This is a genomic window from Pseudomonas sp. Z4-7, from assembly GCF_051131965.1.
Lineage (GTDB): Bacteria > Pseudomonadota > Gammaproteobacteria > Pseudomonadales > Pseudomonadaceae > Aquipseudomonas.
In genome coordinates this window covers 482,046-500,521 of sequence record NZ_CP071642.1, presented here as the reverse complement: position 1 = coordinate 500,521, position 18,476 = coordinate 482,046, and the positions used below count along the sequence as shown (strand labels likewise).

20 protein-coding genes are annotated in these 18,476 nt (G+C 64.6%); all 20 read left to right on the top strand.

Going from position 1 to position 18,476, the window contains the following annotated elements; all coding sequences use genetic code 11:
• The first annotated feature begins 333 nt into the window (after positions 1-333).
• The 20 genes from J3P91_RS02180 (at position 334) to J3P91_RS02085 (ending at position 18,444) form a co-directional block, all read left to right on the top strand.
• Positions 334-1,053: a beta-ketoacyl synthase chain length factor gene (locus tag J3P91_RS02180; protein ID WP_434570100.1), complete on the top strand. Its 720-nt coding sequence runs from the start codon at positions 334-336 to the stop codon at positions 1,051-1,053.
• Positions 1,029-1,838, top strand: a complete 810-nt coding sequence (locus tag J3P91_RS02175; RefSeq protein WP_434602604.1) for a lysophospholipid acyltransferase family protein — start codon at positions 1,029-1,031, stop codon at positions 1,836-1,838. The genes J3P91_RS02180 and J3P91_RS02175 overlap by 25 nt, the downstream gene beginning before the upstream one ends.
• Positions 1,819-2,076, top strand: a complete 258-nt coding sequence (locus J3P91_RS02170) for a phosphopantetheine-binding protein (protein WP_434570104.1) — start codon at positions 1,819-1,821, stop codon at positions 2,074-2,076. The genes J3P91_RS02175 and J3P91_RS02170 overlap by 20 nt, the downstream gene beginning before the upstream one ends.
• A 9-nt stretch (positions 2,077-2,085) precedes the next feature.
• Positions 2,086-2,340, top strand: coding sequence for an acyl carrier protein (locus J3P91_RS02165; RefSeq protein WP_434570106.1), 255 nt, complete (start codon positions 2,086-2,088; stop codon positions 2,338-2,340).
• Entirely contained in the window at positions 2,337-2,882 is a 546-nt protein-coding gene (locus J3P91_RS02160; protein ID WP_434602603.1) for a hypothetical protein, read from the top strand. Before J3P91_RS02165 ends, J3P91_RS02160 begins: the two co-directional genes overlap by 4 nt.
• A complete protein-coding gene (locus tag J3P91_RS02155) occupies positions 2,879-4,561 on the top strand; it encodes an AMP-binding protein (protein ID WP_434602602.1) in 1,683 nt (560 codons plus the stop codon). The genes J3P91_RS02160 and J3P91_RS02155 overlap by 4 nt, the downstream gene beginning before the upstream one ends.
• 143 nt (positions 4,562-4,704) lie before the next feature.
• Entirely contained in the window at positions 4,705-5,439 is a 735-nt protein-coding gene (locus J3P91_RS02150) for a glycosyltransferase family 2 protein (RefSeq protein ID WP_434602601.1), read from the top strand.
• Positions 5,436-6,374: a glycosyl transferase gene (locus tag J3P91_RS02145; protein WP_434602600.1), complete on the top strand. Its 939-nt coding sequence runs from the start codon at positions 5,436-5,438 to the stop codon at positions 6,372-6,374. The genes J3P91_RS02150 and J3P91_RS02145 overlap by 4 nt, the downstream gene beginning before the upstream one ends.
• Positions 6,355-7,899 (top strand): HAL/PAL/TAL family ammonia-lyase, encoded by a 1,545-nt coding sequence (locus J3P91_RS02140; RefSeq protein WP_434602599.1) that lies wholly within the window; start codon positions 6,355-6,357, stop codon positions 7,897-7,899. Before J3P91_RS02145 ends, J3P91_RS02140 begins: the two co-directional genes overlap by 20 nt.
• Positions 7,892-8,317, top strand: a complete 426-nt coding sequence (locus tag J3P91_RS02135; RefSeq protein ID WP_434570118.1) for an acyl-CoA thioesterase — start codon at positions 7,892-7,894, stop codon at positions 8,315-8,317. Before J3P91_RS02140 ends, J3P91_RS02135 begins: the two co-directional genes overlap by 8 nt.
• Positions 8,314-8,907 carry an outer membrane lipoprotein carrier protein LolA gene (locus tag J3P91_RS02130; protein WP_434602598.1) on the top strand — a complete coding sequence of 198 codons (594 nt, stop codon included), beginning with the start codon at positions 8,314-8,316 and terminating at the stop codon, positions 8,905-8,907. The genes J3P91_RS02135 and J3P91_RS02130 overlap by 4 nt, the downstream gene beginning before the upstream one ends.
• A complete protein-coding gene (locus J3P91_RS02125; protein WP_434602597.1) occupies positions 8,891-11,230 on the top strand; it encodes an MMPL family transporter in 2,340 nt (779 codons plus the stop codon). Before J3P91_RS02130 ends, J3P91_RS02125 begins: the two co-directional genes overlap by 17 nt.
• On the top strand, positions 11,227-12,384 hold the full coding sequence (locus J3P91_RS02120) for a sodium:proton antiporter (protein WP_434602596.1): 1,158 nt from the start codon (positions 11,227-11,229) through the stop codon (positions 12,382-12,384). Before J3P91_RS02125 ends, J3P91_RS02120 begins: the two co-directional genes overlap by 4 nt.
• Positions 12,371-13,618, top strand: coding sequence for an NAD(P)/FAD-dependent oxidoreductase (locus tag J3P91_RS02115; protein ID WP_434602595.1), 1,248 nt, complete (start codon positions 12,371-12,373; stop codon positions 13,616-13,618). Before J3P91_RS02120 ends, J3P91_RS02115 begins: the two co-directional genes overlap by 14 nt.
• Positions 13,619-13,628: 10 nt before the next feature.
• Entirely contained in the window at positions 13,629-14,357 is a 729-nt protein-coding gene (locus tag J3P91_RS02110) for a class I SAM-dependent methyltransferase (RefSeq protein ID WP_434602594.1), read from the top strand.
• Positions 14,354-14,836, top strand: a complete 483-nt coding sequence (locus tag J3P91_RS02105; RefSeq protein ID WP_434570129.1) for a DUF3261 domain-containing protein — start codon at positions 14,354-14,356, stop codon at positions 14,834-14,836. The genes J3P91_RS02110 and J3P91_RS02105 overlap by 4 nt, the downstream gene beginning before the upstream one ends.
• Positions 14,833-16,029, top strand: a complete 1,197-nt coding sequence (locus tag J3P91_RS02100) for a beta-ketoacyl-[acyl-carrier-protein] synthase family protein (protein WP_434602593.1) — start codon at positions 14,833-14,835, stop codon at positions 16,027-16,029. Before J3P91_RS02105 ends, J3P91_RS02100 begins: the two co-directional genes overlap by 4 nt.
• Positions 16,026-16,493 carry a hotdog family protein gene (locus J3P91_RS02095; RefSeq protein WP_434570133.1) on the top strand — a complete coding sequence of 156 codons (468 nt, stop codon included), beginning with the start codon at positions 16,026-16,028 and terminating at the stop codon, positions 16,491-16,493. Before J3P91_RS02100 ends, J3P91_RS02095 begins: the two co-directional genes overlap by 4 nt.
• Positions 16,490-17,218, top strand: coding sequence for a 3-oxoacyl-ACP reductase FabG (fabG, locus tag J3P91_RS02090; protein WP_434602592.1), 729 nt, complete (start codon positions 16,490-16,492; stop codon positions 17,216-17,218). The genes J3P91_RS02095 and fabG overlap by 4 nt, the downstream gene beginning before the upstream one ends.
• A complete protein-coding gene (locus J3P91_RS02085) occupies positions 17,218-18,444 on the top strand; it encodes a beta-ketoacyl-ACP synthase (protein WP_434602591.1) in 1,227 nt (408 codons plus the stop codon). Before fabG ends, J3P91_RS02085 begins: the two co-directional genes overlap by 1 nt.
• Positions 18,445-18,476 lie beyond the last annotated feature (32 nt).

Here is an 18,476-nt window from a genome sequence, read left to right as displayed (position 1 = left end):
TCCCGAGTGTAGTAGGCCAAGGCGCCGCTTCGCTACCTCGGTCATGGACGGATTACAGTGTCGGTGGCTTTTTCGCGGAACCGAGCGTCAATTTGCTCATCAAGTAGCCGAAGCGCCCAGCAGACAGCGTCGTTACAAGCGCGATAACGGCCATGCCCGAGCAGGGCCTGACCAGCCGACGGATTTCCCTGGACAAAATGTAACCAGCATTTGCTACAAGCCAACCGCACCGGGATAATGCGCGCCACTTGGGTCGCAAGGCCATGCAGGGTTGGACGCGGGTCAAGCCACTGAACCGTGACAAGAAAAAGCCCGCAGGGGTGGGATGAGTCTGTGATCAATTTCAACATCGCCCAATGGCGCGCATGGGCCCCTGGGCTCGAAAGCGTGGACGATTGGCAGGCATGGAGCCGACAACCGGCTGTGCCGCCCATCAGCGATGCGGCCCCTGACGTGTCTTTCCTGCCCGCCATGCAGCGCCGCCGACTCAGCCGCCTGGCGCGCATGGCGTTCAGCGTCGCCTGGCCACTGGCCGAAGGTCGACCGGACCTGCCGTTGGTCTTTATTTCCCGTCACGGCGAAACCCCGCGCACTTTTGAGATTCTCAAGGACCTGGCAGCCGATCAGCCTTTATCACCGACACAGTTCAGCCTGTCGGTGCATAACGCCGTCATCGGCCTGTGGTCGATCATGCGCGGCGAAACCAGCGAGATGACCGCCCTCGCCGCTACCGGCGACGGCCTGGAGCACGGCATGCTGGAGGCCGCCGCACTGCTGAACGAGGGGGCGCCGGCGGTACTGCTGGTGATCACTGAAGAGCAACCACCGCAGGTGTACGCGCCGTGGGTCAACGACGTGCCGTTTCCCTACGCACTGGGGCTCCTGCTGACTTCGGGCGACGACTGGCAACTTGAATTATCCAGCCCGCCGGCACCCATGCCCGGCAGCGACTGGCCCCATGCCCTGGATCTGCTGCGTAAGCTGCTGGAAAACGACACCACCTGCCAACATGCCTGGAAGAATCGTCTATGGACCTGGCAACGCAACCGGTGACCGGTAAACATCGCGACGCCTACTATTGGCGCCTGCTCGCGACCGCTGCAAGCTTCGCCCTCTTCGGGCTGGGCGGGCTGTGCCTGCGATTGGTGGTGTTCCCGTTGCTCAGTGCGTTACCCGGCGATCCCACGGCCCATCGGCAACGGGCACGCCGCACGGTTGGACGTCTGTTCTGGTTCTTCATCCGGTTCATGGCCCGTACCGGCGTGCTCACCTATCGAATCGACGGCGCGGAGAAACTCGGCCGGCCCGGGCAGATGATCATCGCCAACCACCCCTCGCTGATCGACGTGGTGTTCCTGATCGGGCTGGTGCGCGACGCCAACTGCGTGGTCAAGCAGAGTCTCTGGACCAACCCCTTCACCCGTGGCCCGCTGCGCTCCACTCAATACATCAGCAACGATGGCAGCATGGACATGCTCGATGCTGCCAGTGACGCGCTGCAAGACGGCCAGTGCCTGATCGTCTTTCCCGAAGGTACGCGCACCCACCCAGGCCAGGCCCCGGCCTTTCATCGCGGGGCCGCGGCCATCGCCCTGCGGGGCGCGAAGATCCTCACACCCGTGACGATCAAGGTCAGCCCCACCACCCTGACCAAGGCCGAACCCTGGTATCGCATCCCCCAGCGGCGCGTGCACTTCAGTTTTCGCGTTGGGGCCGATATAGACCCACAAGCCTTCACCGCGCTTGGCCCCCCGCCGCAGGCTTCGCGCCGGCTCAACGATTTTCTGCATCACTATTACATCAAGGAGCTCGCCGAAGATGAGCGATCTGCACCGTGACATCAAACAGCTGATCATCGACGCCCTTGGCCTGGAAGACATCGCCGTCGAGGACATCGGCGACGACCAGACCCTGTTCGGCGAAGGCCTGGGCCTGGATTCGGTGGATGCCCTGGAGCTCGGCCTGGCGATTCAGAAGCAGTACGGCATCAAGATCGACGCCGACGCCAAGGACACCCGTAACCATTTCAGCAATGTGGCAAGCCTTGCGGCCTTCGTCACTGCAAAACGCCCCTGAGACCGGACCATGCAAACTCGCGACGACATTTTCAACATTCTGCGTGCTGCCCTGGTCGAGCTCTTCGAGCTGGAGCCCGATCGCGTGACGCTGGAAGCCAACCTGTACCAGGATCTGGAAATCGACAGCATCGATGCGGTCGACCTGATCGACCACATCAAGCGCCAGACCGGCAAGAAGATTGCCGCCGAAGAATTCAAGTCGGTGCGCACCGTCAACGACGTGGTCGAGGCGGTCTATCGACTGGTCCAACCGGCCGCATGAGCCGGCTGATTGGCCTCGGCCTGCTGCTGGCGGGCCTGCTGTACCCCTTCGCGGTGTATTTCGGCATGGAGCACTTTGCTCCATGGCAGTTCGGGCTGTTATTGGGTGGCCTGTGGCTGGCCCGGGCGTTGCTCGGCAAAGGCAACCCCGGCAATCGCTGGATGGCGGCATCGGCGATTACCTTTTGTGTATTGCTCGCGGTGTTCGACAGCCCGCTCCTGCTGCGCTGGTATCCGGTGCTGATCAGCGCGTTCATGCTCGGGCTGTTCACCCTGAGCCTGAAATATGGCCCGCCGATGGTTGAACGCCTGGCCCGCCTGCGGGAACCGCAATTGCCGGCCAGGGCGGTGATCTATACCCGCCAGGTGACAGTGGCCTGGAGTGTGTTTTTCCTGTGTAACGGTGTGCTTGCTGCGATCCTGACGCTTTGGGCGCCGCTGAGCTGGTGGATGTTGTACACCGGCCTGATTTCCTACGGACTGATGGGCCTGATGTTTGCCATTGAATGGCTCATACGACAACGGGTAAGAGGCCGCCCATGAATTGGATAACACTTGAGCAGATGCTGCTCAAGGCCCAGCCGGACCGCGTTGTTGCAGTCGCCCCGGCTATAAATCACGCGCAACTGCGCGACGACGCGCTGTGCCTGGCCGCGGGCCTGCAAGCCCGGGGCATCCGGCGCGTGGCCGTGCATTTCGAAGATGCCGCCGACCTCGCGGTAGCCCTGCTCGGCGCCTGGCGCGCCGGGGCGCATGTGCTGCTACCCGCCGACCTGCAAGCGCAAACCCGCCAGCGCTGGTCGGCCGACGTCGACTTGTGGCTGACCGACCTGCCCGTAGACGCCCGGCTCGACGAGATCCGCCAGGCGCCGCTGGAGGCTGCCGAACTGGACCTCGATCAGTGCTGGTTGACCCTGTGCACCTCCGGCTCCAGTGGCGAGCCCAAGCGCATCGAGAAAACCCTGCGCCAGCTGAGCAATGAAGTCCAGGCGCTGGAGCAATTGTGGGGCGCCGACCTCGGTCCGCAGGCCTGCATGATCGGCAGCGTCGCCACCCAGCATATCTACGGTCTGCTGTTCCGGGTGCTGTGGCCGTTATGCGCCGGACGCACCTTTGTGCGCCGGCAGTTGGCTTTCCCGGAAGACCTTCAGCGCGCCAGTCGCGAGCATCCGGCATTTGCCTGGGTCGCCAGCCCGGCGCTGCTCAAGCGCATGGGCGACAATCTCGATTGGCCGGCCTTGAGCAGCGTGCGCCGGGTGTTCTCCTCCGGCGGCGCACTGCCGGCCGAAGCAGCCCGCAGCCTTCGGCAACGCCTGGGACAATGGCCAACGGAAGTGTTCGGCAGCTCGGAAACCGGCGGTATCGCCTGGCGTCAGGGCGGCGACCTCTGGCAACCCTTTGCCGGCGTCGAACTGGGCCAGGACAGTGACGGCGCCCTGCTGATTGCTTCGCCTTATCTCCCAAGCGGCCATGTCGAGCACACCGCCGACGCGGCGCGTATCACTGAGGACGGGCGCTTCGAATTGCTCGGCCGCCTGGATCGCATCGTCAAGCTTGAAGAAAAACGTATCTCTTTGCCAATGCTGGAGCAGGCGCTGACGGCCCACGACTGGGTCAGCGAAGCACGGCTGGGGGTGGTCCAGGAAAATCGTGCTTCTCTCGGCGCACTGCTGGTGCTCAGCGAAACCGGCCTGCATGCCTTGCGCAACCTGGGCCGACGAGCCATGACCGAGGCCCTGCGACAGCACCTGAGCGGACACTGCGAAACCCTGGCCCTGCCACGACGCTGGCGCTGGCTGCGGCAACTGCCATTCAACGCCCAGGGCAAACTGGCCCAGGCCGAGGTCGAAACTTTGCTGATGGCGCCACGTCCGAAGGCGCCTGAAGTGCTCGACCAAGGCGAGACCGACGGCGAATGGAACCTGCGTCTGGCCGTGCCTCCAGACCTGGCGTACTTCAGCGGTCACTTTCCCACCGCGCCGGTCCTGCCTGGCGTGGTGCAAGTGGACTGGGCCTTGAACCTGGGCCGCCAACTCATGGAGTTGCCGCCACGGTTCGTCGGCATGGAAGTGCTGAAATTCCAGCAACTGGTGCGCCCCGGCGATGAAATCCAGCTACACCTGCGCTTCGATCGCGAGCGCGGCAAGTTGTATTTCACCTATCGCAACGACACCGCGGCGTGCTCCAGTGGGCGGATTGTTCTGGGGGTGGCCGATGACTAACCGCACCGCTGTCCTGTGGCGAGGGAGCTTGCTCCCGCTCGAGTGCGAAGCGCTCGCTCTTGAAAAATCAGGGGCTGCTTCGCAGCTCAGCGGGAGCAAGCTCCCTCGCCACAAAATGCTCCTCAGCCGCCGAGACATACCGCATGCATAACCCCTGCGCCGTCATCCCGGTCTACAACCACGAAACCGCCATCGCGACGGTGGTCCAGACGTTGCTTGGCAACGGTTTGCCCTGCGTGCTGGTGGACGACGCCAGCAGCCCGGCCTGCGCGGCGGTGCTGGAGCAACTGGCCGGGCATGAGCGGGTTCACCTGGTCCGGCTGGCGGTGAACCAGGGCAAGGGCGGCGCGGTGATGACCGGCCTGCGGGAGGCTTCGCGCCTGGGCTTCAGCCACGCCTTGCAGGTCGACGCCGACGGGCAACACGACCTTGGCGACGTGCGCACCTTCATCGAGCAATCCCGCGCCCACCCGGACGCGCTGATCTGCGGCTATCCGCTGTACGACGCCAGCGTGCCGAAGGGCCGTCTGTACGCGCGCTACCTGACTCACGTGATGGTCTGGATCAACAGCCTGTCGCTGCAGATCCGCGATTCGATGTGCGGCTTCCGGGTCTATCCCCTGGCCCCCACCCTCGCACTGATCGACTCTGCGAACATCGGCAAGCGCATGGACTTCGATTCGGACATCCTGGTGCGCCTGTCCTGGCGCAACCAGCCAATGCACTGGTTGCGCACCCGCGTGCACTACCCTCTGGACGGGGTTTCGCACTTTCGCCTGTTCCACGACAACGTGCTGATTTCACGCATGCACACTCGGTTGTTCTTCGGCATGCTGGTGCGCTTGCCGGCTATCCTCTGGCGGCGGTGGCGAGCATGAGCACAGACAAACAGCACTGGGCAGACCGCCAGGAACGCGGCAGTTTCTGGCTGATGAAACTCACCGCGTTGGCTGCGAAGGTCCTTGGCCGAAGGCTTCTCACGCCGGTGCTGTACGGCATCGTCCTGTATTTCTTCGTTTTCGGCCGCAGTGCCCGGCAAGCGGCGTGGCAATACCAGCAGCGGCTCGCCGACTGGAGCCGCCAGCCCGAGCTGCGCCCGACGCACCGGCGAGTGTTCGGACAGTTCATGGCTTTTGCCGACTCGCTGCTGGACAAACTCGACGTCTGGAACGGCAAACTGAGCATCGACCAGATCGAAATCGTCGACCCGGCGCTGCTGCGCAATCACCTGCGCGACAGCCGTGGGCAAATGCTGGTGGGCGCGCACCTGGGCAATCTGGAAATGTGCCGGGCCCTGGCCGAACTGGGCGAGAAAGTCACCATGAACGTGCTGGTGCACACCAAGCACGCCGAGCAGTTCAATCGCTTGCTCGGCGAAGCCGGCGCCACGCACCTGCGGTTGATCCAGGTCAGCGAGCTGGACCCGCTGATCATGCTGCAACTGAGCGAACGCCTGGAGCGCGGCGAATGGCTGGCGATCGCCGGCGACCGCGTGCCGCTGCATGGCGGGCGCAGCGTGACGGTGGATTTCATGGGGCACCCGGCCGCCTTCCCGCAAGGGCCCTGGCTGCTGGCCGGTCTGTTGAAATGCCCGGTCAACCTGCTGATGTGCCTCAAGCACGAGGGACGTTATCGCGTCACCCTCGAACCGTTCGCCGATGCCGTGGTTTGGAAACGCAACGAGCGCGAACAGGTGATCGCCCATTGGGCCGGCCTGTACGCCGCCCGTCTGGCGCAATATTGCCTCCAGGCGCCACAACAGTGGTTCAACTTTTACCCTTTCTGGAAGACCGATGACCAAGCCCATTCCTGAGCCGGTAACCTTCGGCGAACACGCCTTGCGCATCGAAGACGTGCTGGCCCTGGCCAACCGTCAGGCGCCGACGCAACTGCAGGCTGACCCGGCGTTCCGCCAGCGCATTGCCAAGGGTGCGCAATTCCTCGACTCGTTGCTGGACAAGGAAGGCGTCATCTATGGCGTGACCACCGGCTACGGCGACTCTTGCGTGGTGGCCGTGCCGTTGCACCATGTCGAAGCCTTGCCGCGACACTTGTACACCTTCCACGGCTGCGGGCTGGGCAAGCTGCTCGATGCCCAGGCTACCCGCGCCGTGCTGGCCGCGCGATTGCAGTCGCTGTGCCACGGCGTGTCAGGGGTGCGAGTGGAACTGCTGGAACGGCTCCAGGCCTTTCTCGAACACGACATCCTGCCGCTGATACCGGAAGAAGGCTCGGTGGGCGCCAGCGGCGATTTGACGCCGCTGTCCTACGTCGCCGCCACGCTGTCTGGTGAACGGGAGGTCATGTTCCGTGGCGAGCGCCGGCTGGCCGCCGACGTGCACCGCGAGCTGGGCTGGACGCCGCTGGTGCTGCGGCCCAAGGAAGCCCTGGCGCTGATGAACGGCACCGCAGTGATGACCGGCCTCGCCTGCCTGGCCTTCGCCCGCGCCGATTACCTGTTGCAACTGGCGACCCGGATCACCGCGCTGAATGTCGTCGCCCTGCAAGGCAACCCGGAGCATTTCGACGAGCGCCTGTTCGCCGCCAAGCCACACCCGGGCCAGATGCAAGTCGCCGCGTGGCTGCGCAAGGACCTGGCCATCGACGCACCGACAGCGCCGCTGCATCGCCTGCAGGATCGCTACTCCCTGCGCTGCGCCCCCCACGTACTAGGGGTGTTGGCGGACAGCCTGGGCTGGCTGCGTTCGTTCATCGAAACCGAGCTCAACAGCGCCAACGACAACCCGATCATCGATGCCGAAGCCGAGCGCGTGCTGCATGGCGGGCATTTCTACGGCGGGCACATCGCCTTTGCCATGGACAGTCTGAAAAACCTGGTGGCCAACGTCGCCGACCTGCTCGACCGCCAGCTCGCACTGCTGGTGGATGAGCGCTACAACCATGGCCTGCCGAGCAACCTGTCCGGCGCCAGCGCCGAGCGGGCGATGCTCAACCATGGCTTCAAGGCCGTGCAGATCGGCACCAGCGCCTGGACCGCCGAAGCCTTGAAGAACACCATGCCGGCCAGCGTGTTCTCGCGCTCCACCGAATGCCACAACCAGGACAAGGTCAGCATGGGCACCATCGCCGCCCGGGACGCGATCCGTGTGCTGGAGCTGACCGAACAGGTGGCCGCCGCGACCTTGCTGGCGGCCAACCAAGGCGTGTGGCTGCGCAGCCGTGTCGACGACGCGCGACCGTTGCCGCCAGCGCTGGCCGCCATGCACCGGCAACTGGCCGAAGACTTCCCGCCGGTCATCGAAGATCGCGCCCTGGAAGGCGAATTGCGCTTGTGCCTGCAACGCATCGCCGAGCAACACTGGAGGCTGCATGCGTAGCCAGGGCGTTCTGCACGTTGACACCCGGATCGTGGTGCCGTTTTTCGACGTCGACTCGATGAACGTGGTCTGGCACGGCCACTACGTTAAATACCTCGAAGTGGCCCGCTGCGCCTTGCTCGACCTGATCGGCCACAACTACAACGACATGCTCGAGTCCGGCCATGCCTGGCCGATCATCGACCTGCAGTTACGCTATGTGCGCAGCGCGGTGTTCGGCCAGACCCTGACCGTGCGCGCCAGCCTGGTGGAGTGGGAAAACCGGCTGAAGATCAATTACCTGATCAGCGACGCCGCCACCGACGAACGCCTGACCCGGGCAAGTTCGGTGCAGGTCGCCGTGGACATGGCCAGCCGTGAAATGCTGCTGGCCTCGCCTCGGGTATTTGTCGAAGCCGTCGAGAGGAAACTGTCATGAAACGCCTGTTCATCTGGCTGCTCCTGTGTGGCTTGCCGCCGCTGGCCCAGGCGTTCGACCTGCAGCAATTGAGCGGGCAACTGGCCCGCCCGGAGGTGATCCACGGCCAGTTCATCCAGGAAAAACATCTGCGCGCCCTGCCCCAGCCGCTGATCAGCAAGGGCCGTTTCGTGCTGGCGAAAAACCACGGCCTGCTGTGGCTGCTGCAAACGCCGCTGCAACAGGACTACCGCATCACGGCCAAAGGTATCGCCCGGCGCGATGGCAACGCCTGGCAGATGCTGCCGAACAAGAGCGCCGGCGCCGAGCAGAACCGCCTGTTCCTGGCGGTATTGCAGGGCGACAGCAGCGGCTTGCAGCGGGATTTCGAGCTGAGCCTGTCGGGCCAGCCACAGCAGTGGAAACTCACCCTGACTCCACGCTCGGTATTGCTTAAACAAGTCTTCAAGCAGATCAATATCGACGGCGGCGAACTGGTCCAGCGCATCGAACTGCTGGAAACCCAGGGCGACAGCACCGTACTGCGGATGCAAGACGCTACCGGCGCGCAACCCTTGAGCGAAGCGGAGCAACATGACTTTGCCGAGTGAACGCAGGCTACCGAGGCTGTTCCTGGTCCTGCTGCTGGCGGTGCTCGCGCTCGCCGGTTGGCAATGGCGCAACGGTGCGCCGCTGTCGGCCAATCTCATGGAACTGGTCCCGGGCACATCCCCGGACGCCTTGGAGCTTGTCGCTGAACAGCGCATGCAGGAGCCGCTCAATCGCGAGATCCTGGTGCTGGTCGGCCACGCCGATCGCCAGCAGGCCATCGCCCTGGCGCAAGCCCTCGGCGAGCAATGGCAGGCCAGCGGGCTGTTCGACAAGGTCCAATGGACGCTCCAGGCCGACTTGCCGGCGCTTCGTTCGCAGTTGCTGGATGGCCGCTTGGCGATGCTCTCGGCAGTCGACCGGCAACAGTTGATCGAGCAGCCCCAGGCGTTTATCCAGCAGCGGGTACAGGCCCTGTTCGACCCGTTCAGCGGCTTCAGCCTGGTGCCCAGCCAGGACGACTGGCTCGGCCTGACCGGGCGCATCCAGAACAGCCAGCCACAACGCGGTGCGATACAACTGGACGTGGGCAGCGGCGCGCTGGTTGCCGAAGCCGATGGCAAGCATTGGGTAATGCTGCGAGCGCGTACCCAGGGTAACGCCTTCGACATGCAGCTGCCGCTGCAAGTCGCCGATCTGCTGCAACGCAGCCGTGATCAAGCCAGCCAGGCCCAGGGCCAATTGCTGGCGGCCAGCGGCCTGTTGTATGCCGCCAGTGGCCAGCGACAGGCTTCGCGCGAGATCACCTGGGTCGGCGGCGGCGCGACGGTCGGCATCCTGATGCTACTGTTGCTGGCGTTCCGACGCTTTGCCGTGTGGCTGGCGTTCGTGCCGGTGCTGGTCGGCATATTGTTCGGCGCAGTGGCGTGCGTGGCGCTGTTCGGGCGCATGCATGTGATGACCCTGGTCCTGGGTTCGAGCCTGATCGGCGTGGCGGTGGATTACCCGCTGCACTACCTGTCCAAAAGCTGGAGCCTCAAGCCATGGCGCAGCTGGCCGGCCCTGCGCCTGACCCTGCCGGGGCTGAGCCTGAGCCTGGCAACCACTTGCATCGGCTATCTGGCGCTGGCCTGGACGCCCTTCCCGGCCTTGACCCAGATTGCTATCTTCTCTGCCGCCGGCCTGGTCGGCGCCTATCTATCGGCGGTCTGCCTGTTGCCGGCCCTGCTCAAGCACGCCGACCTGCGCCCAGCGCAATGGCCGCTACGCCTCTGCGATAACCTGCTCAGGTGTCGCGAAGTGCTGCTGGCGCGGGTGCGCACGCCGATTCTGCTGGCCTTGTTGCTGGCCTTCTGTGGTGGCGGTCTCTGGCAACTGACCAGCAAGAACGACATCCGCCAGTGGATCGGCACGCCCCAGCACCTGACCGACGAAGCCCGCGATGTCGCGCGCATTACCGGTTTCCAGCCGACCAGCCAGTTCTTCCTGATCCGTGCCGATGATCAAGCGCAGTTGCTCGAACGCCAGACCGCCCTCAACGAGCGGCTCGACCAGTTGATCGGCCTGGAAAAACTCCAGGGCTACCTGTCCCTCAATCAACTGGTCAGCCCGCCCGCCGAACAGGAAAAACTGCGCGCGGCCCTGGCGCGGTTGCCCGCGTTCTGGCAACCGCTGCTGGACTTGGGCGTGCCGCTCGCCGCGCTGCAAGCGGAGTTGAAGCAGTTGCAGGCCTTGCCAACCGCCGACATCGATGCCGCATTGAGCGGGCCGCTGGCCGAACCCTACCGCATGCTCTGGCTCGGCCCGACGGGCCAAGGCGTGGCGGCGGTGGTCAGCCTGCAAGGCTTGAACGATGCCGCGTTGCTCCGCGTGCAGGCGGTGGATCTGCCCGGCGTGCAATTGGTGGATCGCCTCGGCGACCTCAACCGCGTCTTCGCCGCCACGCAGGTCAGCGCCGCCGAACTCAAGCTGGCGTCCTGCGTGCTGATCGTGCTGGTGCTGATCTGGCCGTTCGGCGTCGGCGGGGCCCTACGCGTCGTCGCCCTGCCGCTCCTGGCCGCGCTGTGCAGCCTGGCGAGCCTCGGCTGGCTGGGGCAACCGTTGACGCTGTTCAGTCTGTTCGGCCTGTTGCTGGTGACGGCCATCGGGGTCGACTACGCCATCCTCATGCGTGAACGGATCGGCGGGGCCGCCGTGAGCCTGCTGGGCACGCTGCTGGCGGCGATCACCACCTGGCTGTCGTTCGGCCTGCTGGCGTTGTCCAGCACGCCGGCCGTGAGCAACTTCGGTCTCGCGGTGAGCCTGGGGCTGGCGTTCAGCTTCATGCTGGCGCCGTGGGCTGGGCAGCAAGCCCATGCGAACGCCGCTACGGAGCCGGTGCAATGATGACCCCGCTGTTCTGGTTGATGGCCCTGGCGCTGTTTGCCCTGGCGACGATTGTCGGGCGGCGCTGCGGACTGATCCCGATCGTCAGCCAGTTGCTGCTGGCGACGTTCGGCCTGCCCTTGCTGATGTATTTCTGGATCGAACCGGGCTGGCACCTCAGCGGTGCGCAACTGGTCTCCCCGGTGTGGTTGAAGAACCTCTACAGCCTGGCGTTCGCCCTCTTGTTGGGGCATATCCTCAGCGATGTCATCGACCTGCGCCTCGACCGCCAGAGCGTGAAGATCGCCCTGCCGAGCTTTGGCGTGCCGTTTGCCTGCGGCCTGGCGACCGCGTTCTGGCTGCTGCCGCCGCAACCGTGGATCAGCTCGCTGGCGGTGGGGCTGCTATTCGCGATCACGGCGATACCTGTGCTGTATCTGTATCTGCGCCACATCGCCTACCCGCCCGACGCGACCCGCCGCCTGGTGCAGACCGCGATCCTGATCGACCTGATCTGCTGGAGCCTGTTCGCCCTGGCCCAGGGCAGCCTGCACCTGGCCAGCCTGCTGCTGCCGCTGGCCGCCGCCGGCGTGCCGTTGCTGCTGCGCCTGGCGGGCCTGCGCCAACCCTTGCTGCACAGTGGCCTGTTCTTTGCCCTGCTGGTGGTGGCCGAACATTACCGGCTCAACGCGCTGATCACCGGCATCGGCTATCTGCTGTGCATGGCGGCGCTCAAAGTGCCGCTGGTATTGCCGCTCGGCGCCGCGTGGATGCACAGGTTGCAGACCTACCTGGCCATTCCGTTGATCCTGACGTTCGGCATTGTGCAGATCAATGTGCACAGCGCCCTGGACAGCCTCGGCTGGGTCCAGCTGGCGGCGTTGCTGCTGTTGCCGATTGCCAGCAAACTGCTGGGCAACTGGCTGGGGCTGGGTTGGGCCGGAGCCTCGTTCGCCGGTGCCAGCCGCTTTCGGGAAAGCATCCTGCTGAATATTCGCGGCTTGAGTGAAATCGTCTTTCTCAATCTGTTGCTGCAACAACAACTCATCAGCCCGGCGCTGTATTTCGCGCTGATGCTGATGGGGTTGTTCGCCACATTGCTGCCGGCCCTGGCCGGCTTTCACCGTATTCCCTCGATTGCCGTCCCGGCGAGGAGCCCCCGTGTCAACAGTTGAAATGGAACGTCGACAGGTCGTCATTATCGGCGCAGGCCCTTCCGGCGCCATCGCCGCCGCACTGCTCAAGCGCAAGGGCCACGATGTGCTGGTCATCGAGCGCCAGCATTTCCCACGGTTCTCCATTGGCGAAAGCCTGCTGTCCCATTGCCTGGATTTCGTCGAAGAAGCCGGCATGCTCGAGGCGGTCAACGCCGCCGGGTTCCAGCGCAAGAATGGCGCGGCATTCGCCTGGGGCGAGCGCTACAGCGCCTTCGATTTCGGCGACACCTTCAGCAAAGGCAAGCCCACCACGTTCCAGGTCCAGCGCGCCGACTTCGACAAGTTGCTGGCTGATCAGGCGGCGCTGCAAGGCGTGGAAATCCGCTACGGCCAGGCCATCGCCAGCGCCGATTTCAGCCGGGGCAAACCGCAACTGGGCGTGCAGCGCGAAGACGGCAGCGAGTACCGCGTCGAGGCAGGCTTCGTCCTTGACGCCAGCGGCTACGGCCGGGTCCTGCCGCGCCTGCTGGACCTTGAGGCGCCGTCGAACTTCCCGCCGCGCCAGGCGGTGTTCACCCACATCGAAGACCGCATCGACAGCCCGGCATTTGATCGGGAGAAAATCCTCATCACCACGCATCCGACCCAGCGTGACGTGTGGTTCTGGACCATTCCGTTCAGCGGCGGTCGTTGCTCGGTCGGCGTGGTCGCCGCGGCGGAGCATTTCGAAGGCCGCACCGACGACCTCGATGCCTGCCTGCGCGGCTTTATCAACGAAACCCCAAGCCTGGCCAGCGTACTGGGCAATGCCGTGTGGGACACGCCGGCACGGACCATCGGCGGCTACTCGGCCAACGTCAAGACTCTCCACGGCCCTGGCTTCGCCCTGCTGGGCAACGCCGCGGAATTCCTCGACCCGGTGTTTTCTTCCGGCGTGACCATCGCCATGCGCTCGGCAAGCATGGCCGCCGGCGTGCTGCATCGCCAGCTGCAAGGTGAACAGGTGGATTGGCAGAGCGAGTTCGCCGAACCGCTCAAGCGCGGCGTCGATACCTTCCGCTGCTACGTCGAGGGCTGGTACGCCGGTACTTTCCAGGATGTGATTTTCTACAGCGAAGGCTCCGCCGACATTCGTCGCATGATCAGCGCGATCCTCGCGGGCTATGCCTGGGACCAGCGCAACCCGTTCGTCAGCGAACCCAAACGGCGCTTGCGCATGCTTTCGGAAATCTGCGCGAGCCCGGCGCCATGAGCAAGCAACCATGAGCTACCTGAGCGACAACTACGTCGAAGAAACCCGCTTCGGTTTCTGGTTCCTGCGCAGCCACACCTGGCAGCACCATGTGCTGCGCGTGGCCACCGACGATTTACGCAGCCTGTTCAGTTCCTCGCCGCCGGCAAATCCGGTGCTGCTGGATGCCGGTTGCGGCCAGGGCAAATCGTTCCGGTATCTGCGCCAGGTGTTCGCACCGCAACGCCTGATTGGCGTCGACGCCGACCCTCACAGCCTGAATCTGAGCGCCGCGGAAGCGGCTCGCCAGGGCATGGCCGTGGAGCTGATCGGCAGCGACTGCGCGACATTGGCGGTGCCCGATGCCAGCGTCGATTTGCTGTTCTGCCACCAGACCTTCCATCACCTGGTGGAACAGGAAAAAGCCCTCGCCGAGTTCTATCGCGTGCTCAAGCCCGGCGGCTACCTCCTGTTTGCCGAATCCACCAAGGCCTACATCGATACCTGGGTGATCCGCTGGCTGTTCCGCCACCCGATGCAGGTGCAGAAAAGCGCGGCGCAATACCTGGCGATGATCGCCAATCAAGGGTTCCGCTTCGAAGACTGCAACATCTCCTATCCGTACCTGTGGTGGAGCCGCGCCAGGGACTTCGGCCTGCTGGAACGCTGGGGCCTGCGCCGGCCCAGGCCGTTTGGCGAGCGCGAGGAAACCCTGGTCAACGTGGTGGCCCGCAAGCCGCTCGAAGGGGTAGCCGGATGATCCGTGGTCTGCTTGCAGGTTTTCTATTGCTGCTCAGCGCCTGCGCCAGCCAGGCACCACTGCCCGAGCGCATGCCGACCCTGGCGCTGCCGCTGCAATTGCACGTCGAACGGCAACTGGACGGCCAGCGCCAGGATTGGCTGCTGGTGATCCAGCGCGAAAGCGCCGGCATCCGCTGGTCGATGATGGATCCGCTGGGCATTCCCGTCGCTCGCCAGCGCCTGGTCGACAGCCAATGGCAAGCCGACGGCCTGCTGCCGCCCAATGCCGAAGCCCGGGAATTGTTCGCCGCCCTGCTGTTTGCCCTGACTCCCGAGGCGGAACTGGCCGGCCGTTACCCGGCCGCCCGGCAGCAAGACGCCCGACGAACGCTCGATACCCGCTGGCAGGTGCGCTACAGGCAACCGCTGGATTTTCAATTGAGCCTGCCGCAGGGGCCGAATTATCGCATTACACCGTTGAGCGAGAGCGCACGATGACCGCTTATTTGAACGCCTTGGGCGTGGTTTGCGCCCTGGGTCGAGGCAAACAAAACGTTGCCCGCAACCTGTTTGCCGGCGACTGCTCAGGCGTGCGCGTCGAAGCCGGCTGGGTGGCCGAACGGGCATTGCCGGTGGCTTGCGTAACCGGAGAGCTCGCCGCTATCCCTGAATCCATGGCGGCGCAACGCAGCCGCAACAATCAGCTGCTGCTCGAAGCAGGGTTGCAGATTCGTCCCGAGATCGATCAGGCCATCCAGGCTTACGGTCGTGCGCGCATCGGCATCGTGCTGGGGACCAGCACTTCGGGCATCGACGAGGCCAGCCAGGGCATTGCCCACTATCTGCGCGAACAACGATTCCCCGAAGGTTACGACTACCAGCAGCAGGAACTCAGCGCGCCCGCCAACTTTCTCTCCGACTGGCTTGGCCTGAGCGGCCCGTCCTACGTGATCTCGACCGCTTGCACCTCCAGCGCTCGGGCCTTGATGAGCGCTCGTCGCCTGCTCGACCTGGGGTTGTGCGACGCGGTGCTTTGCGGTGGCGTGGACAGCTTGTGCAAGCTGACCCTCAACGGCTTTTCAGCATTGGAAGCGGTCTCCGGCGAGCGCTGCAATCCGTTCTCGGTGAACCGCAGCGGCATCAACATCGGCGAAGCGGCGGTGCTGTTTCTCATGAGCAAGACGCCGTCGGATGGGCACTCGATTGCCCTGCTCGGCGACGGCGCCAGTTCCGATGCGCACCACATCTCTGCGCCGGAACCCAGCGGCCGGGGTGCCCGCCAGGCCATGGAAAAAGCCTTGCGCTGCGCCGGCCTGGACGCCAGCCAGATCGACTACCTGAACCTGCATGGCACCGCCACGCAACATAACGACGCCATGGAAAGCCACGCGGTGGCCGGCCTGTTCCCGGCGGGCGTGTCCTGCTCGTCGACCAAGCCGATGACCGGCCACACCCTCGGCGCGGCGGGTGCATTGGAGGCTGCGTTCTGCTGGTTGGCCCTGTCCGGTGAAAATACCGCACAGGCCCTGCCGCCGCACGTCTGGGACGGCCAGGCCGACCCCGAGTTGCCGGCATTGGACTGGGTAACGTCCGACACCCGCTTGCACCCGAACCTGCCCCGTCGCCTGATGAGCAACTCGTTTGCTTTCGGCGGCAACAACGTCAGCCTGATTATCGGAGACGCGCAATGATTGACTGGCCGCTCGCCGAACTGCTGCCCCACGCCGGCGACATGATTCTCATCGACCGGATCCTGTCCTTTGATGACGAGCAGATCCACACTCTCGCCACCGTCAGGCCCGGCGGTCTGTTCAACCGCGACGACGGCGCGCTGCCGGCCTGGGTCGGCATCGAGCTGATGGCCCAGAGCGTCGCGGCGTTTGCCGGTTGCCACGCACGCCAACGCGGCGATGCCGTGGAGCTGGGCTTTTTGCTCGGTACCCGCAAGTTCGAATGCAACGTCGAATATTTCCCCCTCGGCACCGAGCTGATCTTGCACGGCATCCGATCGCTGGAAGACGACAACGGCATGGGTGTGTTCGAATGCCACATCCGCGCGCCCGGTATCCATGCCAGCGCACGGTTGAATGTGTTCCGCCCGCCCCATGCCGCCCAGTACCTCAATGAACCGTCCGCAACAGGAAACCAGCCATGACTGAATCCATACTGGTCACCGGCTCCAGCCGTGGCATCGGCCGCGCCATCGCCTTGCGCCTGGCCCAGGCCGGGCACGATATCGTCTTGCACTGCCGCAGCGGTCGCGCCGAGGCCGAAGCCGTACAGGCGCAAATCCAGGCCTTGGGCCGCAATGCCCGGGTGCTGCAATTCGACGTCTCCGATCGCGCCGCCTGCAAGACCATCCTCGAGGCCGACGTGGAAACCCACGGCGCCTATTACGGCGTGGTGCTCAACGCTGGCCTGACCCGCGACGGCGCGTTCCCCGCCCTGAGCGAGGACGACTGGGACAGTGTGATGCGCACCAATCTCGACGGTTTCTACAACGTGCTCCACCCGGTGATGATGCCGATGATTCGCCGTCGCGCCGCCGGACGAATCGTTTGCATCACATCGGTGTCCGGCCTGATCGGCAACCGTGGCCAGGTCAACTACAGCGCCTCGAAGGCGGGCCTGATCGGTGCGGCCAAGGCGTTGGCAATCGAGCTGGGCAAGCGCAAGATCACCGTCAACTGCGTCGCGCCGGGGTTGATCGATACCGCCATGCTCGATGAAAACGTCCCCGTGGAAGAACTGATGAAAATGATCCCAGCCCAGCGCATGGGCACGCCTGAAGAAGTGGCCAGCGCGGTGAATTTCCTGATGTCCGCCGAAGCCGGCTATATCACCCGGCAGGTCCTGGCCGTCAACGGAGGCCTGTGCTGATGAAGCGCGTCGTTGTCACCGGCATGGCCGGCATCACCTCCCTGGGCAGCGATTGGGAGACCATCGCGGCCAACTTCGCCGCCAACCGCAGCGGCATCCGGCGCATGCACGAGTGGGACCGCTTCAGCGAATTGAACACCCGCCTGGCCGGGCCCGTGGACGACTTTCAGGTCCCGGCCCACTGGACCCGCAAGCAACTGCGCAGCATGGGCCGGGTTTCCCGCCTGGCGGTGGGCTCGGCGGAACAAGCCCTGGCCGACGCCGGACTGTTGGACGACCCGTCGATCAAGGATGGACGCATGGGTGTGTCGTGCGGCTCCTCCACGGGAAGCACCGATGAAATCAAGGCCTTCGGCAACATGCTGCTCAACAGCGTCGCCGAAGGTTTGAACGCCAACTCCTACGTGCGGATGATGCCGCACACCACGGCGGCCAATATCAGCATCTTCTTCGGGCTGACCGGGCGCCTGATTCCCACGTCCAGCGCCTGCACCAGCGGCAGCCATGGCATCGGCTATGCCTACGAGGCGATCAAGTTCGGCCGCCTGCCGTTGATGCTCGCCGGCGGCGCCGAGGAACTGTGCCCGACCGAAGCAATGGTCTTCGATGCGCTCTACGCCACCAGCCTGAAAAACGATGCCCCACAAACCAGCCCGCGACCCTACGACAAGGGCCGCGATGGCTTGGTGATCGGCGAGGGCGCCGGAATGCTGGTGCTCGAAGAACTTGAGCACGCGCTGGCTCGTGGCGCGCGGATCCACGCCGAGATCGTCGGCTTCGGCAGCAATGCCGACGGCCAGCACGCCACCCGTCCCGAATTGAGCACCATGCGGCGCGCCATGGAACTGGCCTTGGAAGACGCTGGCCTGGAGCCGTCCGCCATTGGCTACGTCAACGGCCACGGCACCGCCACCGAGCAGGGCGACATTGCCGAAACTCTGGCCACCAGCAGCCTGTTTGGCGAACACATGCCCATCAGTTCGCAAAAAAGCTTCCTCGGCCACACCCTGGGCGCCTGCGGAGCCCTGGAATCCTGGTTCAGCATCGAAATGCTCAATCGCGACCGCTACGTGCATACCTTCAACCTCGACGAGGTCGACCCCGAATGCGGCCGTCTCGATTACCTGCGCAACGAGTTCCGCAGCATGAGCAACGAGTACGTGATGAACAACAACTTCGCTTTCGGCGGGGTCAACACCTCGCTGGTTTTCCGGCGCTGGCGTTGAAGCAGTCGCAGGGACTGGAAAGAAAAAGGGCA

Coding starts and splice junctions, on each gene's coding strand:
- J3P91_RS02175 (WP_434602604.1), top strand. CDS start 1,029: ATGGACCTGGCAACGCAACCGGTGACCGGTAAACATCGCGACGCCTAC.
- J3P91_RS02170 (WP_434570104.1), top strand. CDS start 1,819: ATGAGCGATCTGCACCGTGACATCAAACAGCTGATCATCGACGCCCTT.
- J3P91_RS02165 (WP_434570106.1), top strand. CDS start 2,086: ATGCAAACTCGCGACGACATTTTCAACATTCTGCGTGCTGCCCTGGTC.
- J3P91_RS02160 (WP_434602603.1), top strand. CDS start 2,337: ATGAGCCGGCTGATTGGCCTCGGCCTGCTGCTGGCGGGCCTGCTGTAC.
- J3P91_RS02155 (WP_434602602.1), top strand. CDS start 2,879: ATGAATTGGATAACACTTGAGCAGATGCTGCTCAAGGCCCAGCCGGAC.
- J3P91_RS02150 (WP_434602601.1), top strand. CDS start 4,705: ATGCATAACCCCTGCGCCGTCATCCCGGTCTACAACCACGAAACCGCC.
- J3P91_RS02145 (WP_434602600.1), top strand. CDS start 5,436: ATGAGCACAGACAAACAGCACTGGGCAGACCGCCAGGAACGCGGCAGT.
- J3P91_RS02140 (WP_434602599.1), top strand. CDS start 6,355: ATGACCAAGCCCATTCCTGAGCCGGTAACCTTCGGCGAACACGCCTTG.
- J3P91_RS02135 (WP_434570118.1), top strand. CDS start 7,892: ATGCGTAGCCAGGGCGTTCTGCACGTTGACACCCGGATCGTGGTGCCG.
- J3P91_RS02130 (WP_434602598.1), top strand. CDS start 8,314: ATGAAACGCCTGTTCATCTGGCTGCTCCTGTGTGGCTTGCCGCCGCTG.
- J3P91_RS02125 (WP_434602597.1), top strand. CDS start 8,891: ATGACTTTGCCGAGTGAACGCAGGCTACCGAGGCTGTTCCTGGTCCTG.
- J3P91_RS02120 (WP_434602596.1), top strand. CDS start 11,227: ATGATGACCCCGCTGTTCTGGTTGATGGCCCTGGCGCTGTTTGCCCTG.
- J3P91_RS02110 (WP_434602594.1), top strand. CDS start 13,629: ATGAGCTACCTGAGCGACAACTACGTCGAAGAAACCCGCTTCGGTTTC.
- J3P91_RS02105 (WP_434570129.1), top strand. CDS start 14,354: ATGATCCGTGGTCTGCTTGCAGGTTTTCTATTGCTGCTCAGCGCCTGC.
- J3P91_RS02100 (WP_434602593.1), top strand. CDS start 14,833: ATGACCGCTTATTTGAACGCCTTGGGCGTGGTTTGCGCCCTGGGTCGA.
- J3P91_RS02095 (WP_434570133.1), top strand. CDS start 16,026: ATGATTGACTGGCCGCTCGCCGAACTGCTGCCCCACGCCGGCGACATG.
- fabG (WP_434602592.1), top strand. CDS start 16,490: ATGACTGAATCCATACTGGTCACCGGCTCCAGCCGTGGCATCGGCCGC.
- J3P91_RS02085 (WP_434602591.1), top strand. CDS start 17,218: ATGAAGCGCGTCGTTGTCACCGGCATGGCCGGCATCACCTCCCTGGGC.